Genomic DNA, 15,966 nt, shown 5'->3' with positions numbered 1-15,966 from the left:
ATTTTTTTAACCTCTAAACAAAAAGAAATCATCTTTCATCGACTCTATTTCTGAATCATCATTTGTGATGATGTAATTAATAGCTTTGTCGGTAAAAGTTTTACCTTTTTCTGTTAATGAGATAATTTTATCGTCTATTGTTATCATATTATTTCTAAGCGCTAAATCTACCACTAACTTCGAACGTACTTTTTGCCAATTTATATGTTCGTTCAAATGGTTAATATGCCTTTCCTTTTTTTCCTGATGATTATTTAGATGCAGTAAAAAAGTCAACAATGAAACCTCTATTTTCTGCTGTCTATTTCTATACAATACAGAGATCAAACCTTTATTAGGAGCAAAAAAGTAAACCAATAAAAATAACATTCCCAATACTGTTGTTATTGACCCCGATATAGAAGCGTTTAACCAATGCGAAACCCAATAGCCCGCAATTGCACTTATCACTCCAAAAACAACAGAAAGTAATAACATTTTTTTCAAGTCATTGGTCAATAAATAAGCAATAGCTGCTGGCGCAATCATTAACGCAACAACTAAAATTGCGCCAACTGCATCAAAAGCTCCAACAGTTGTTATAGATGCTACTGTCATTAAACCATAATGCATTACCATAGGAGAAAAACCAAGCGCTGTTGCCAAACCTACATCAAACGTACTTATTTTTAATTCTTTAAAAAAGGCAAATAACAAACCTAAAGTTATTAGTAAAATAGTTCCAATAACCCATAATGATTTCGGACCTAAATCGTATCCATTAATAAGCACTCTATCAAAAGGAACCAAAGTCAAATCTCCAACCAAAACAGCATCTACATCTAAATGCACATCGTTAGCTGCTTTTGAAATTAAAATAACTCCGATACTGAACAAAGCAGGAAAAACCAATCCTATTGCAGTATCTTCTTTTACCAGTTTTGTTTTCTGAATAAATTCAACCAAAACAACAGTTAATACTCCCGATAAGGCTGCCATTAAAATTAACAATGGCGAACTTAAATCATGAGTAATAAAAAAACCTAACACCAAACCTGGTAATATAGAATGACTAATAGCATCGCTTATTAATGCCATTTTTCTTAACACTAAAAATGTACCCGGAATAGCACAAGCAATTGCTACCAAACTTGCTATTAATTGTATTTCTATTTGTGCACTAGTCATCTTTTGCTACTTGTTGGTTATATAAGTTTGCGGCAAAATGGTACCCTTTCTCAGTCATTGACCACATTCTTCCATTAATCCTTATATATTCTTTTTGTTCTAGTTTACTTAACGATCTTCTTGTAAAACCTTGAAAATTATTTAAAATTTTTATCGTGTGTGGATGCGAAATATCTTTATGATTTTTAGCGATATCAAACATAAAAGCCAATGTTTTATGTAATTTCAAATTATTTCTATTTTGAATAAACCGAATTTGTCGAAATAACAAACCTCTTGAGGGAGAAAAAATAAATGAGAAAATCACAAAAATTGCAGCCACCAACACAATCACTGGACCCGTTGATAAATTATTCTGATTTGCACTAATTGCAGTTCCCATTACACCAGAAATTGCTCCAAAAACAGCCGCTAAAATCACCATAACACTCAAACTGTTTGTCCACTGTCTTGCAGCCGCAGCAGGAGCCAATAACATAGCACTCATTAAAACAACACCAACTGTTTGCAATCCTAAAATAATAGCAATTACAATAAATGAGGTAATTAAAACATCTATCTTTTTAGTATCAAAACCGAGTGTTTTCGCATAATCTGCATCAAATAATAATATTTTAAACTCTTTCCAAAACAACAACAACACAACTACACAAACTCCTGTAACAATTGCCATAAACCAAACATCTCTTGCTAATAATGTTGCAGCTTGACCAAATAAAAACTTTTCTAAACCAGACTGATTTGAATTTGGTAACTTTTGTATGTAAGTCAATAACATCATACCAAATCCAAAAAAAACAGATAAAATTAACCCTAAAGCAGTATCTGTTTTTAAATGTGTTTTTTTAACAATTCCACGAATCCAAAAAGCACCTATTAAACCACTAATTAAAGCTCCTAATAACAATACATTTGTTTCTTTTGTTCCTGTAATTAAAAATGAAATAGCTATACCAGGTAATGCAGCATGCGAAATTGCATCTCCTAACAAACTTTGTTTTCTTAACACTGCAAAACTTCCAAGCATACCACAAATCGCTCCCAAAATGGCAGTTCCTAAACTAATTGTTCTTAGTGTATAATCGTTTAATAGTAAGTCGAAATATTCTTTGATGGTTTTTAGGTTTTAGTGGTTAGTGGTTAGTGGTTAGTGGTTAGTGGTTAGTGGTTAGATATTAATTTTATTATTTAGCTTTTCAACGTTTTAGGTTTTAATTCTTTTTTATTTCTTAAGTACTTCTGAAGACCTGTAATCATTTTAGATAACTCAGCCAATTTTACTCGTAATTGATTATTTATTTCTTCTGATATATAACCTTGACGCTCTGCTACAGTCGCACAAACAACACATTCATTTACTGAATCTAAAGCAATTTGTAAAAATCGACTAAACTGTTTATTGGTATCTGATGATCCTTCGGCTATATTCAATGCAATAGAAACAGACGCCCTGCAAAATTGAGACGACAACCCATAACGTTCAACATTCGGAAAATTCTCAGAAACTCTATACACCATATCTACAAAATCCAATGCTTTCTTATATACATTCAAATCTTCAAAACGAAACTTCACTTCTTTTATCATAACTTTATCTAATTTACATCTTTTCTCTAACCTCTAAAAACTACAACCTAAACACTAAATTCACTGCTGTACACTAACTTTATAATTTATCCCATAGGTTTTGGTTAAATTATCATCGTTAAAAATCTCTTTTATTGGTCCTGTTGCTATCTTTTTAACATTCAAAAAAGTAACCCAATCAAAATACTCCGGAACTGTTTGTAAATCATGATGCACTACTACAACAGTTTTTCCAGCTTTTCTCAACTCCTTTAAAATATTAATGATTGCTATTTCGGTAGTAGCATCAACTCCTTGAAAAGGCTCATCCATAAAATAAATAGCCGCATCTTGCGCTAAAGCTCTTGCCAAGAATACACGTTGTTGTTGCCCTCCAGACAATTGACTTATTTGTCTATCTTTAAAAGAAAGCATTCCTACTTTTTCTAAAGCCTCTAACGCTATTTTCTTTTCTTTTTTACCTGGTCTTTTAATCCAGCCTAAACTACCATAAGTCCCCATCATAACCACATCTAATGCTGTCGTAGGAAAATCCCAATCTACACTACCCTTCTGCGGAACATAACCAACTAATTTTCGTTGCTTATCATATGGTTTTCCGTAAATAGAAACACTTCCTGCTATCGGATCAATAATTCCTAAGATCGATTTAATTAACGTAGATTTCCCTGCTCCATTTGGACCAACTATAGCCATCATTACACCTTCAGGAATTGCCAAATCAATATCCCATAAAACCGGTTTATAATTGTAAGCTACCGTTAAGTCATCAACAGTTATGGCTAATTTTTGTTCTTTCATCTTAATCTGCTAATGCTCCAATAATCGTATCCACATTATGAGTATACATTCCTATATAAGTTCCTTCAACAGTTCCCGCATCACCTAAAGCATCAGAAAACAAAGTACCGCCAATTATCACCTCATTACCTTTTGCTCTTACCGCCTCTTGCAATGCTTCAACAGTTCTTTTTGGCACTGAACTTTCTATAAAAATTGCTTTAATTTGATTGTCTAAAATAAACTTTGTTAGTTTCTGAACATCTTTTACTCCTGCCTCTGTTGCTGTTGACAACCCTTGCAATCCAACTACATTAAAATCATGTGCTTTACCAAAATAATTAAAGGCATCATGAGCTGTTACTAAAATTCTCTTTTCTTTTGGCAGTGTATTTATTTTCTCTGTTATCTGAGTTTTTAATTCAGCTAGCTTTTGTAAATAGTTTGCTCCATTTTTTTCATATACTGCTGCGTTCTTAGCATCTAACTCTGATAACTTTTCTACTAAAAACTTTGTGATTATTTCCCAATTAGTAATATCAAACCAAATGTGTGGGTCATAATTAGAAGCAAAATCACTAGAAGCAATTAAGGAGTTTTTATCAACTGCTGCTGAAACTGCTATGACGGTTTTATTCTGATGACGCATTTTTTCAAATACTTCTTCCAGCTTTCCTTCTAAATGCAATCCATTGTAAACAATTACATCTGCATTAAATAATGTTCCTACATCTCCTTCACTTGCTTTATATAAATGAGGATCAACTCCTGCTCCCATCAAACCTTTAACTTCCAACTTATCGCCACCAATGTTTTTTACTAAATCGGTAATCATTGTAGTGGTAGTAACCACATGAAGTTTTTCATTCTTTGACTTTTCTTTTTGTTTACAACTGAAAAGAAAGATCAATATTGATATGTATAAAATTTTTCTCATGTTACTTTTGAATGTATAAATTGTTGGCTATTTTGTTTGATATAGACAACTCTTTATTTTCTATTTTAATTAAAAAAGAACCATCAAAAGGCTCCTTTGCTATTACTTCTATTCTTTTACCTAAAGCAATACCTTGTTTATCTAAAAATTGTAAAAACTCAGACGATGTATCGTCCACTCCCACACATACGCCTTCTTCTCCTTCATTAAAAGTAGCTAACAAACTTTTTTCTATCACCTGTAAATTACCTTCACTATCGGGTATTGGATCACCATGCGGATCTCTTTTAGGAAACCCTAAAAAAGCATCTAATTCATTGATAAGCTTTGGTGATTTTATATGCTCTAATTGTTCTGCTACTTCATGTACTTCGTCCCAAGAAAAGTTTAATTTTTCTACCAAAAAAACTTCCCATAAACGATGCTTTCTTATAATTGAAACCGCTGTACGCTTACCAAAATCAGTCAACGTAACGCCTTGGTATTTTTTATATACCACTACTTTCTTTTCTGACAACTTTTTAATCATATCAGTAACAGAAGAAGCTTTAGTTGCCAATTGTTTTGCTATAGCATTGGTACTAATTCCTTTCTCGCAATCGGCTGCTAGGTGATAAATGGTTTTTATATAATTTTCTTCAGACTGTGAAAACATCTACTATCTTATTTATCACAAATATATAAAATTTTGACTTGCAAAATATAATTTTTAGACAAGTCTAAAAATTAATTTATATTTGCAGAAATTTAATATTACAATGAATCTAAAAAAAAGCTGTTTTCTTGTTTTTTTTATCGGTATAATATCTTCTTTTGCACAACAAGTGAAACTTGAAGGAACAATAACTTTCAATAAAAAACCAGCCTCTTTTGTGAATGTATACATAAACGACATTAAACTTGGCACCACAACTAATGAAAAAGGAAAGTATACAATTAACAATGTACCTACTGGAAAATATTTATTGACAGTTTCTTCGATAGGTTTTAAAACCATTACAAGAACAATAAAAATAGTACCAAACGTAACACATGTTCACAACTTTGCTTTAAAAGAGGATACTGATAATTTGGAAGAAGTAGTTATTTCAGGAACTTTAAAACCTGTAAAAAAACTGGAAAGCCCTGTTCCTGTTGAAGTATATGCACCTACTTTTTTTAAAAAGAATCCAACACCTTCTATTTTTGAATCTATGCAAAATGTCAACGGTGTACGCCCACAAGTAAACTGCAGTGTTTGTAATACAGGTGATATTCATATTAATGGTTTAGAAGGTCCTTATACTTTTGTTTTAATTGACGGAATGCCTATTGTTAGTGGTTTATCTACTGTTTATGGTTTATCCGGAATTCCACAAGCATTGGTAGAACGTATTGAAATTGTTAAAGGTCCTGCTTCTACTCTTTATGGATCTGAAGCGGTAGGTGGAATTATCAACATCATCACCAAAAAACCTTCTTCTGCACCAAAATTAACAGCTGAAGCTTTTGGCAGCTCTTGGGGTGAAATAAATACAGATATAGGTCTTAAATATAACCTTGGAAAAGTTGATGGTTTACTTGGCGTAAATTACTTTAACTATCAAAACCCTATTGACAATAATAATGATGGTTTTACAGATTTAACATTACAGGATAGAATTTCAATTTTCAACAAGTTTACCATCAATAGAAAAAACAACAAAGTATTTACTATTGGCGCAAGATATATGTATGAGGATAGATTTGGAGGGGATGTAAACTGGCAACCTATTAACAAGGGTGGTACAGATGTGTATGGAGAAAGTATTTATACCAGTAGATGGGAAACTTTTGGTACTTACCAGTTGCCTACTAGTGAAAATTTAAGCTTACAATTTAGCGCCAATGGTCATAATCAAAATTCATTTTATGGCGACACCTCTTATATCGCAGATCAATACATAGGTTTTGGTCAATTAACTTGGGATACTTCTTTAGGGAAATACCATGATTTATTAATTGGCGCTGCTTACAGGTATACGTATTATGATGACAATACGTTTGCTACTTTAGATGAAAATGGTATCAATAACGAACCTTCTATTATTCATTTACCAGGTATTTTTATTCAAGACGAGATACAATTAGCTAAAAACAATAAATTATTATTAGGACTGCGTTACGATCATAATAGCATACATGGTGGTATTTTTTCTCCGCGACTTAATTATAAATGGAATTCTGAAAACAATGAAGATATTTTAAGAATTAGTGTTGGTAATGGTTTTAGAGTTGCAAATGTTTTTACAGAAGATCATGCAGCTTTAAATGGTGCTAGAGATGTAGTTTTTGATGGTGAATTATCTCCTGAAACTTCATGGAATACCAACATTAACTATGTAAAAAACATTGTTACTAACAATAGTACAATCATTAACATAGATGCTACGGCATTCTATACTCATTTTGATAACAAGATAATTCCTGATTACGAAACTGACATTACTAAAATTATCTATGCTAATTTAGATGGATATGCTACTTCTAAAGGAGTGTCATTAAACACAAATATTACTTGGCAAAACGGAATTTCTATTATTGCTGGTGCAACTCTTATGGATGTTACAACTACTGAAAATGGAATTACTGAAAGACAAATACTAACTGAAAGTTTTAGTGGTACTTGGAGTGTTTCTTATAAAATCCCTTCTATTGATTTAGATATTGATTACACAGGAAATGTTTTTGCCCCAATGGATTTACCTCTTTTAAACACTGAAACTTTTCAAAATGATCCTCGTGATCCAACTTCTCCTTGGTATAGCATTCAAAATATTCAATTAACTAAAAAGTTTGGTTCAAATTTTGAAGTATTTGGAGGAGTAAAAAATCTATTAGATTTTACTCCAGCAGCAAATAGCATTTTAAGGTCTTTTGATCCTTTTGACGAAAACATTGATCCTACGAACCCTAATTTAACATTTGACCCTACGTATGTATATGCTTCTAACCAAGGAATTAGAGCTTTCTTAGGATTACGTTGTAAAATATTTTAATTTTATGAATGTGAAGACATTTATACTTCTTTTTATTTGTGTAAGCTTGAATCTTTTTAGTCAACAAGAAAAGGTTCAAGTTTTACATGAATATACTTTTGAGGAGTTAACGGAACTTCAAAAAAAAGAGCAAAGACCTGTTGTAGTATTCTTACACACCAACTGGTGTAAGTACTGCTTTGCTATGAAAAAAAACACTTTTACCAACACAAAAGTGATTGACCTTTTAAATAATAATTTTTACTTCATTTCTTTTAATGCTGAATCTAAAAAAGAAATCACTTACAATAACTACACTTTCAAATTTAAACCTTCTGGAACCAATACAGGAGTTCATGAACTTGCCATTGCTTTAACTAGCAATAAACTCACTTACCCAAGTACCATAGTACTTTCCAATAAAAATGAAATCATTTTTGAAGCTAGTTCCTTCTTAAATTATAGCTCTCTAATAAAGAGTTTAAAAGCTGTAAAAAACTAACTCTTCTTAACATTAAAAACATATTCTAGTAACATAAGTATAATTCTCAAGTAACATTATTTTAACAATGTTGATGCAGATTTGCACTCGACATATAGAAATATTAAAATGAGGAAAATTTTACTAATTGCGCTACTTTTATTGTGTAATTTAACTTTTGCACAAGACAAGGGTACTGTAACGGGAACAGTAACTGATAAAGAATTAAACAACGAGCCTTTACCTTTCGCTAATGTTTTCATTAAAGGAACTAGTATTGGAACAACTACAGATTTAGATGGAAAATATACTATTGCCGCTCCTATTGGCAACCAAGTTTTAGTTTTCAGTTTTGTTGGTTACAAAACCATCGAAAAACCAATTTCTGTTGTTGTAGGTAAAGCTATCACTATCAATCAAGTTCTTGGTGCTAGTGGTGGAGAACAACTTGAAGAAGTACAAATTAATGCTACTGTAAACAGAGAAAAAGAAAGCGCTTTACTATTAGAGCAAAAGAAAGCTGCTGTTATCAAAGAAAGCATTGGAGCCCAAGAACTAGCTAAAAAAGGAGTTAGCGACGCTGCCGCCGCTGTTTCTAAAATTTCAGGGGTTTCTAAACAAGAAGGATCTAGCAATGTTTACGTTCGTGGTTTAGGTGACAGATACTTAAATACTACTTTAAATGGTCTGTCATTACCTTCAAATAATATCAGTAAGAAAAATATTGATTTAAGTTTATTCCCTTCTGATATTATTCAAAATGTATCTATTAGTAAAGCTTACAATTCAATCTTTTATAGTGATTTTGCTGCTGGAAACATTGATATAACTTCAAAAGAGTACAAAGGAAAAGGATTTGTAGAAGTAGAAATTGGAGGTAGTGCCAACTCAAGAGCTATAGATAGAGATGATTTTCAAAAAACTGATGGTTCTGGTGCTTTTGGTTTTTATGGAAGATACGGACACAATCCATTTGCTGTAGTGTTATCTCATGGATTTACTACAAGAGGAACTTATGCTCCTATTAATTCATCTTTAACAATTAATGCAGGTAAGTCTTTTGATTTTAAAGATGAATCTCGTTTGAGCTTTTTTGCTACCGCTTCATTTTCTAACAAATATGAATATAGAGAAGGACCTGTAGTAGATTTTAGTAACACATTTAATAGAAGGTACCCTAACTCTAGAGAATACGAATACGCTACTCAAAGCACTGCTATGTTAAGTGCTTTATACAAAATTAACGGTAACCACAAATTAAAATTTACATCTTTATTCTTAAACAGTTCTTCAGATCAAGTTGGAGAATATGGTGTACTAGGTTTAGGTACTAATCGTGACGCCCGTAATGAATCAGTATTTGACGGAGGTAGCTCTTTTCAAAAGAACATACAGTTTAATCAAGACTTAATTTTTGTAAACCAAATCACTGGTAAACACAAGTTTTCAGGAAATGGATTTAGTGATGAATTAAAGTTAGACTGGGGTGTTGGTTATAACAATGTTATTGCTCATGAACCAGATAGAAAAAGAATCAATCTTGAAAACTATGCTTTTGCATTAGACAATGACCCAACAACAAATCCTGTGTTTTTAACAAATAACTCTTTTGATAACCAACGTTATTTCCAAAAAATTAATGATGAAGAGTTAAATAGCAGAATTAACTTAACATATAAGACTAGTGAAAAAGTGTCTTTGAATTTTGGGTACAACGGAAGACTAAAGTTAAGAAATTTTGAAAACCAACGTTATGGATATAATTTTAATGATGCTTCAAGAAATATACTAGTAGATGTTAACAACTTAGATGCTATTTTTAATATTGACAATACTCAGTTTTTCAGAAACATTAGCACAGGAAAGCTATATACAATAGAATCTTTTAGAACTCTTCCTGGTTACGAAGACAGTAATTTTGTAACATTACCTGGTCTTCCTGAAAACACATATGAAGGAGAATTACAAATTCATGCAGGATACATTTCTGCTGTTATAAACGCTAATGATAAATGGACTATTTTACCAGGAATTAGATTAGAAAATGTTAATCAAAGCATTAATTACGATGTAATCAACCTAGGTGTTAATGGTATAGGCGGACAAAACGCTTCAGAAACTTTTGTATTACCTAGTTTAAGTGTAAAGTATGCTTTAAATGATGATCAAAACTTACGTTTCAACTTTAGTAAAACAGTATCTATTCCTGAATTTAAAGAAGTAGCTCCTTTTGTATATGAAGGTGTAAGTCAAAGAGTAGGTGGTAATCCTGATTTATTATCTGACCCTTCGTTTTCAAATGTTTTTAATTTAGACTTAAAATATGAATGGTTTGTAACTAGAAGTGAATTAGTATCATTAGCTGTATTTGGTAAACAAATCGACGATCCAGTGAACCTTGTAGTTGCTAACGATGCAACTGGTACTCAACGTTACTTTAGAACTGGAGATAAAGCTACTGTAGTAGGTATTGAGTTAGAAACAAAGAAAAACATTATTGTAAACTCAGATGAAGAAACTCAATTATCAGCTGGTTTTAACTTTACATACATGAATACTGACCAAGATTTACAAGCTCAACAAGGTCTTTTTTCTACTGGCTTTGATAGAACAAGTGATAAGCTTCAAGGGGCTTCAGACATTTTAATTAACGCTAATGTTACTTATAGTCCTACTCAATTTGATAACTATAAACCTGTAGCTTCATTAGTATTCTCTTATTTCTCAGATAGAATTGATGCTTTAGGATCTGGACAATTAGGTAATATCGTTGAAAAAAGTGTACCTGTTCTTGATTTGATTTGGAAAAATAAAATAGGTAAAAACTGGGAAGCTAATTTAACAGTTAAAAATTTATTAGACCCTTCTATCCAAAGAGTACGTGAAGGAACATCTTTTGGTGATGTTATTTTATCTGATTACCAAAGAGGTATAACTGCTGGAATATCTTTAAAATATAAATTTTAATTCAAACATAATATTAAACTTAAAAAATAGTAAAAATGAAAAATCAAATTTTAATCGGTTTAGCTTTAGCTGCTTCTCTTTTCACTTCATGTGGAGACGATGGTACATCTGATATCATAATCACTGATAACAGTACCACAACAACAAACAATAACGATAATAACAATGGTGGTGAAACCATTTTATTAAAAGGAAACTACTCTAGCGACTTAGTTTTAGACGCTAAAAACCAATATATCTTAGACGGACCTGTAGTAATGGAAGCTGGTACAACTATGCAAATTCCTGCTGGTATGACAATCAAAGCAAATAAAGGAACTGAGGTTTATTTAGCTATTTCTCAAGATGCTAAAATTGTAGCAGAAGGAACTGCCGCTCAACCAATTGTATTTACTTCTAATTCAACTGCTCCTAACGCTGGAGATTGGGGTGGTTTAATTTTATTAGGTAAAGCTCCTACAAATGTTGTTGATGTAACAACTGGTGCTACTGCTACTTCTGAAATTGCAAGTTTACCTTATGGTGGTACTGTAACTGATGATAGCTCTGGTACATTAGAATATGTACGTGTAGAATATTCTGGAGGTAAAGTTGATGGTCAGTCTGAAAACAATGGAATTTCTTTTTATGGAGTAGGAAACGGTACAATAGTTAACTATATTCAAGCTTTTGAAGGTTTAGATGACGGAGTTGAATTCTTTGGAGGTACTGTTAATGCTAGCTACATCTCTGTTGTAAATTCTGATGACGATTCAGTTGATTGGACTGAGGGATACAACGGAACTTTAACAAATGTATATGTTAAACAAAATTTAGATGGAGACAAAGCTTTTGAATGTGATGGTTACAATACTGATGTAGGTAACAATTCTAACCCTATTAATTACTCTGCTCCTAATGTTTCTAATGTTACTATTGAAGGTTTAGGATCTGCAAATGGTAAGGAAGCTATCAGATTAAGAGCTGGTACTAAAGGTATTTTCGATAACGTAGTAATTAAAGGTTACCAAGAAGGTTTTGATTTAGATGGTGATGCTGATGTTGCTGGTTCTACAAATGATAACCCAACTGGTCAAGGTGTAATAGACGGTTTATTACAAGCTACAAATGTTCTTTTTACAGATGTTACTACTGAAGTTAAAAACGATACAGGTTTTACTTTTAACGATACAGATTTTGTTACTGTAAATGCAGCTGCAACAGGTACAGATTATGCTACTTGGGGTGCTGGGTGGACTAGAAACTAATCTTTTCTATATGTTACAAAAAAGCTCGGGTGTTTTATTACTCGAGCTTTTTTATTTAAAAGAGGTTATTTCAAAGGATTATTTTATTTGATAGCTAATTTAGTATCGTCTTTTCTAGTTTCTACACTAGCTACTGAATTATTACTATAATTAACTTCTTTAACTCCACCTTCAGTCCACATTAACCACTTTCCTACCTTTTTACCTTGTTTGTACTGGGCTACAACTGTTTTACTTCCATTTTCATCATAACGAGTCCAAGTTCCATCTAATAATTTATCCTTATATGTTCCTTGTTCTTTTATAGTACCGTTATCATGAAAGTGCGTAACTTTAATTATATCACCATCTCTTTCGTAAAGAGGTTTAACTTCCTGCGCTTGAGACATCCCTAATGATAATACACAAGCCATAATTAATATTTTCTTCATATTCATCATTTTATTCATTAACATTATAGTTACAAATATACACAATTATTTCACAATAAAAAAACATTTACTTAACATTGAGTTAACATTGGGTGTTTTTCCTGATTTTTTTGAAAATGATTATCTTTACTTCAACTTAATATTAACCAATAAAATTGTTTATTATGGCAGTAATGAAAGTAATAGAAATTTTGTCTAACTCAGATAAAAGCTGGGAAGACGCAACTAAGAAAGCTATCAAGCAGGCTTCTAAATCGGTAAAAAACATCAAATCAGCATTTGTACAATCTCAGAGCGTTGTTGTAAATGATGATGAAGTGACTGAATTTAGAGTAAACCTAAAAGTAACTTTTGAAGTTAAATAATCAAATAGACAAAATATCATTACAAAAACTCAGCGGTTGTAAAACCGCTTTTTTAATTAAAAACAGAATTTAAAGCAATGGAACAAAACATTATTAAAATTAAAAACCTTCTTTTTGAGTATGCACCTAAAGTAGTATCAGCTTTAGTCATTTTAATCATTGGATTATGGATTATAGGAATACTGACTAGAACAGCCAAAAAAATTATGGAGAAACGCGATTTAGACGTGTCTTTAAGAGGTTTTTTATCTAGTTTGATAGGTTGGGCTCTAAAAATATTTTTATTTGTTACAGTAGCTGGTCAATTAGGTGTTGAAACAACTTCTTTTGCAGCAATCATAGCAGCAGCTGGTTTAGCTATTGGAATGGCCTTACAAGGTTCACTATCTAATTTTGCTGGAGGAGCTTTAATTATGGTTTTTAGACCGTTTAAAGTAGGTGATTACATAGAAGCTCAAGGTGAGCAAGGTGTTGTAAAAGATATTCAAATATTTACTACAAAAATTAATACTGTAGATAATAAAGAAGTTATTCTTCCAAATGGAGCTTTATCTAATGGAAACATTATTAATTATTCTTCTGAGGAAAAAAGACGTGTTGATATCACTTTTGGCGTTTCTTATGATGCTGATATCAAACAAACAAAAGAAGTTTTATCTAAAGTAATTAATAACACTCCATATACAATCAACGATCCTGCACCTGCTGTAATGGTTGGTGAATTAGCTGATAGTTCTGTTAACTTTATTACTAGAACTTGGGTAAAATCAGCTGACTATTGGGATGCATATTTTTATATTATGGAAAATATGAAAATAGCGTTAGACGAAGCTGGTATTGAAATACCTTATCCACATTCAGTAGAAATTCAGAAAGAAGGTTAATTTTTCTTCTTTTCTGTAGTTACTATAAAATCTTTTAAATAAAAAGGTTCAAAATAAGCGACATCTTCGATGTCGTTTTTTTTGTATTTATCGTAACTTAATTGTGCCATTTCTTTAGCTGAAGGAAAATGATCTTCAATAAAAGATACATTTTTTACTTCTAACACTTCTTTACATTTCGCTGCCCCATCACCTAAGAAGTATAATTTATGATCATCATACTCACTAAAAGATGTTTCGTCAATAATTTGTGCTTGTATATCTCTTACCTTGTTATAATTTTGATCATAAACAGCACTATACACTTCCATTCTTCTTGCATCTAACATTGGAATTATATAGCCGTTCTCTATAGTTGTAGCATGTGCAAGTGAAGTTAATGTTTCAACACTTATTAGAGGTATATTAAGAGAAAAACTTAAACCTTTTGCTGCAGAAACACCAATTCTTAAACCAGTATAAGAACCAGGACCTTTACTTACCGCTATAGCATTTATATCTTGTTTAGTAAAATCAGATTCTTCTATTACTTCTTTAATTAAAACATGTAACTTTTCAGCATGTGAGTAATTACCATCATTAAGTTCTTTTAATAATAGTACATTCCCATCTTTTGCCAAACAAACCGAACAGTTCTTTGTTGAAGTTTCAATATTAAGAATAAGTGCCATTGTAAATATTTTGTTGCAAATATAACTATACAAAAAAAACCTTTGCTATGACTAGCAAAGGTTTTAATTCATTTTTAAATGATATGTTATTAATCTAAAATATTTTCTCCGTAGAAAAACTGTAATACTTTAGTCTTAAATATATAATCGTATTTAGCTCTAATTAAAGCAGATTCAGCACTCACCAATCTATTACGAACTTGATCATAATCAAACTGAGTCATAGCACCATAATCAAAACTAGCCTGAGCATTTTTAAATGCTTCTCTTTGTGCTTCTAAAGAAATAGTAGCTGCTTCAAATGTTTTTATAGCTGCTTTAGAATCTAGGTATGCTTGTTCTATTGTTTGTTGCAAACGCAATTTTTCACTTTCTAAATTATTTTCTGAAACTAACTTGTTAATTTTAGATCTCTCAACATTTGCATCATTTCTAAATCCATTAAAAATAGGTATATTTAAATTAAACCCTAAACCATACCCTAGGTTATCATTTAACTGATTAAAAAGTTTTGGATTAGAAGCTCCATCTGGTAAATCTAAACTAAAACCATAATTAGAACCTACATTAAAAGAAGTTGATAAAGATGGTAAATAATCTGCTTTAGCTATTTTTATGTCAAAATCAGCTCTTTCAATACTTAATTTAGCTCTTTCAATTTCAGGTCTGTTTGTTAATGCTTTTTGATATACTTCATTAGAAGTATCGTATAATAATGCTGCAGAAGGCGAACCAACTTCCATAGTTGCAACATCAAAGTTATCATAAGAAACCTGTAATAATTGTGCTAATTGTAAAAGAGCAATGTTTAAACCATTTTCTTGAGTTACTACATTTTGTGCATCGTTAGCAGCAGTAGATTGTATGTTTAATAAATCTCCTTTCGGAATGGCGCCTGCTTCAAATTGTGCTGTAGCTCTATCTATTTGCTTTTTACTAATTTCTGCTTGTACTTTAGCTACTTCTAAGTTTTCTTTAGCAAATAATACATTAAGATAGGTATTCACAACTTGCAATGCAATATCATTTTCCATTACCTCTAAATCAAGCTTACTCGATTCTACTCCTATTTTCGCTTGCTTATAAGTATTTAAGTTTCTGTATCCATTGAAAACCATGTAACTTGCTCCTACTCCTAAAGAACCACCAAATGTAGTTGTTGAAACCCTGTCATTAGATACTGGATCGAATGTAGAACCAAAGTTTAAATTACCTCCAGTAGAAGCACTTAGTGATGGATAAAATGTACTTTTTGAAGATTTGACATTTTTCTCTGCAATTTCAATATTTAACTTATTAGTTTTTACACTAATATTATTTTTCAAAGCATGATTTACACATTCTTTTAATGTCCATTTTTTTTGAGAGAACGTATGTAAAGTAAATAATAACGTCCCCAGTAGTATAATTTTAGTTTTCAATGTATGATTTTTTTCAGTTCAATTAGTCTATT

At 31.4% G+C, this 15,966-nt stretch carries 15 protein-coding genes; 6 read left to right on the top strand and 9 right to left on the bottom strand.

Annotated elements, in window-relative coordinates; translation table 11 throughout:
• Positions 1-6: 6 nt before the first annotated feature.
• The 6 genes from EYW44_RS18985 to EYW44_RS18960 form a co-directional block, all read right to left on the bottom strand.
• Positions 7-1,167, bottom strand: coding sequence for a metal ABC transporter permease (locus EYW44_RS18985; protein ID WP_132726426.1), 1,161 nt, complete (start codon positions 1,165-1,167; stop codon positions 7-9).
• Positions 1,160-2,233 carry a metal ABC transporter permease gene (locus EYW44_RS18980; protein WP_132726423.1) on the bottom strand — a complete coding sequence of 358 codons (1,074 nt, stop codon included), beginning with the start codon at positions 2,231-2,233 and terminating at the stop codon, positions 1,160-1,162. Before EYW44_RS18980 ends, EYW44_RS18985 begins: the two co-directional genes overlap by 8 nt.
• A gap of 122 nt (positions 2,234-2,355) precedes the next feature.
• Positions 2,356-2,754, bottom strand: coding sequence for a four helix bundle protein (locus tag EYW44_RS18975; protein WP_165872274.1), 399 nt, complete (start codon positions 2,752-2,754; stop codon positions 2,356-2,358).
• A gap of 60 nt (positions 2,755-2,814) precedes the next feature.
• Positions 2,815-3,555 (bottom strand): metal ABC transporter ATP-binding protein, encoded by a 741-nt coding sequence (locus EYW44_RS18970; protein ID WP_132726420.1) that lies wholly within the window; start codon positions 3,553-3,555, stop codon positions 2,815-2,817.
• 1 nt (position 3,556) lies between these two features.
• Positions 3,557-4,471 carry a metal ABC transporter solute-binding protein, Zn/Mn family gene (locus EYW44_RS18965; RefSeq protein ID WP_132726417.1) on the bottom strand — a complete coding sequence of 305 codons (915 nt, stop codon included), beginning with the start codon at positions 4,469-4,471 and terminating at the stop codon, positions 3,557-3,559.
• Position 4,472: 1 nt separating this feature from the next.
• Complete coding sequence (locus tag EYW44_RS18960; protein ID WP_132726415.1) at positions 4,473-5,126, bottom strand: metal-dependent transcriptional regulator; 654 nt, start codon at positions 5,124-5,126, stop codon at positions 4,473-4,475.
• A gap of 103 nt (positions 5,127-5,229) precedes the next feature.
• On the opposite strand from EYW44_RS18960, the gene EYW44_RS18955 reads away from it, so the two are divergent.
• The 4 genes from EYW44_RS18955 (at position 5,230) to EYW44_RS18940 (ending at position 12,162) form a co-directional block, all read left to right on the top strand.
• Positions 5,230-7,488 carry a TonB-dependent receptor gene (locus EYW44_RS18955; RefSeq protein ID WP_132726412.1) on the top strand — a complete coding sequence of 753 codons (2,259 nt, stop codon included), beginning with the start codon at positions 5,230-5,232 and terminating at the stop codon, positions 7,486-7,488.
• Positions 7,489-7,492: 4 nt separating this feature from the next.
• Positions 7,493-7,969, top strand: a complete 477-nt coding sequence (locus EYW44_RS18950; RefSeq protein ID WP_132726410.1) for a thioredoxin family protein — start codon at positions 7,493-7,495, stop codon at positions 7,967-7,969.
• Positions 7,970-8,077: 108 nt separating this feature from the next.
• Positions 8,078-10,915, top strand: a complete 2,838-nt coding sequence (locus tag EYW44_RS18945; protein WP_132726407.1) for a TonB-dependent receptor — start codon at positions 8,078-8,080, stop codon at positions 10,913-10,915.
• Positions 10,916-10,950: 35 nt separating this feature from the next.
• A complete protein-coding gene (locus EYW44_RS18940) occupies positions 10,951-12,162 on the top strand; it encodes a multidrug transporter (RefSeq protein WP_132726404.1) in 1,212 nt (403 codons plus the stop codon).
• An 83-nt stretch (positions 12,163-12,245) separates the two neighbouring features.
• Here EYW44_RS18940 and EYW44_RS18935 read toward each other — a convergent pair whose 3' ends face one another.
• Complete coding sequence (locus EYW44_RS18935) at positions 12,246-12,593, bottom strand: toxin-antitoxin system YwqK family antitoxin (RefSeq protein ID WP_132726402.1); 348 nt, start codon at positions 12,591-12,593, stop codon at positions 12,246-12,248.
• Between the two features lie 164 nt (positions 12,594-12,757).
• Here EYW44_RS18935 and EYW44_RS18930 point away from each other — a divergent pair, with 164 nt between their 5' ends.
• Positions 12,758-12,958, top strand: coding sequence for a dodecin family protein (locus EYW44_RS18930; RefSeq protein ID WP_132726399.1), 201 nt, complete (start codon positions 12,758-12,760; stop codon positions 12,956-12,958).
• Positions 12,959-13,035: 77 nt separating this feature from the next.
• Positions 13,036-13,842 (top strand): mechanosensitive ion channel family protein, encoded by an 807-nt coding sequence (locus tag EYW44_RS18925; RefSeq protein WP_132726396.1) that lies wholly within the window; start codon positions 13,036-13,038, stop codon positions 13,840-13,842.
• Here the strand turns inward: EYW44_RS18925 and tsaB are convergent.
• Together tsaB and EYW44_RS18915 are read right to left on the bottom strand one after the other, a co-directional pair.
• Positions 13,839-14,513: a tRNA (adenosine(37)-N6)-threonylcarbamoyltransferase complex dimerization subunit type 1 TsaB gene (gene tsaB / locus EYW44_RS18920; protein WP_132726394.1), complete on the bottom strand. Its 675-nt coding sequence runs from the start codon at positions 14,511-14,513 to the stop codon at positions 13,839-13,841. The two genes, EYW44_RS18925 and tsaB, sit on opposite strands and share 4 nt — an antisense overlap.
• Before the next feature lie 89 nt (positions 14,514-14,602).
• A complete protein-coding gene (locus EYW44_RS18915) occupies positions 14,603-15,934 on the bottom strand; it encodes a TolC family protein (RefSeq protein ID WP_132726391.1) in 1,332 nt (443 codons plus the stop codon).
• Positions 15,935-15,966: the final 32 nt, after the last annotated feature.

The organism is Tenacibaculum sp. M341, from assembly GCF_004337695.1.
Lineage (GTDB): Bacteria > Bacteroidota > Bacteroidia > Flavobacteriales > Flavobacteriaceae > Polaribacter.
This window is presented reverse-complemented; position numbering and strand designations above follow the sequence as displayed.

What these genes read in the sequence shown, in the direction of transcription:
- EYW44_RS18940 (WP_132726404.1), top strand. Translation starts at nt 10,951, where the DNA reads ATGAAAAATCAAATTTTAATCGGTTTAGCTTTAGCTGCTTCTCTTTTC.
- EYW44_RS18945 (WP_132726407.1), top strand. Translation starts at nt 8,078, where the DNA reads ATGAGGAAAATTTTACTAATTGCGCTACTTTTATTGTGTAATTTAACT.
- EYW44_RS18955 (WP_132726412.1), top strand. Translation starts at nt 5,230, where the DNA reads ATGAATCTAAAAAAAAGCTGTTTTCTTGTTTTTTTTATCGGTATAATA.
- EYW44_RS18985 (WP_132726426.1), bottom strand. Translation starts at nt 1,167, where the DNA reads ATGACTAGTGCACAAATAGAAATACAATTAATAGCAAGTTTGGTAGCA.
- EYW44_RS18970 (WP_132726420.1), bottom strand. Translation starts at nt 3,555, where the DNA reads ATGAAAGAACAAAAATTAGCCATAACTGTTGATGACTTAACGGTAGCT.
- EYW44_RS18975 (WP_165872274.1), bottom strand. Translation starts at nt 2,754, where the DNA reads ATGATAAAAGAAGTGAAGTTTCGTTTTGAAGATTTGAATGTATATAAG.
- EYW44_RS18930 (WP_132726399.1), top strand. Translation starts at nt 12,758, where the DNA reads ATGGCAGTAATGAAAGTAATAGAAATTTTGTCTAACTCAGATAAAAGC.
- EYW44_RS18935 (WP_132726402.1), bottom strand. Translation starts at nt 12,593, where the DNA reads ATGAAGAAAATATTAATTATGGCTTGTGTATTATCATTAGGGATGTCT.
- EYW44_RS18925 (WP_132726396.1), top strand. Translation starts at nt 13,036, where the DNA reads ATGGAACAAAACATTATTAAAATTAAAAACCTTCTTTTTGAGTATGCA.
- EYW44_RS18960 (WP_132726415.1), bottom strand. Translation starts at nt 5,126, where the DNA reads ATGTTTTCACAGTCTGAAGAAAATTATATAAAAACCATTTATCACCTA.
- EYW44_RS18950 (WP_132726410.1), top strand. Translation starts at nt 7,493, where the DNA reads ATGAATGTGAAGACATTTATACTTCTTTTTATTTGTGTAAGCTTGAAT.
- EYW44_RS18965 (WP_132726417.1), bottom strand. Translation starts at nt 4,471, where the DNA reads ATGAGAAAAATTTTATACATATCAATATTGATCTTTCTTTTCAGTTGT.
- tsaB (WP_132726394.1), bottom strand. Translation starts at nt 14,513, where the DNA reads ATGGCACTTATTCTTAATATTGAAACTTCAACAAAGAACTGTTCGGTT.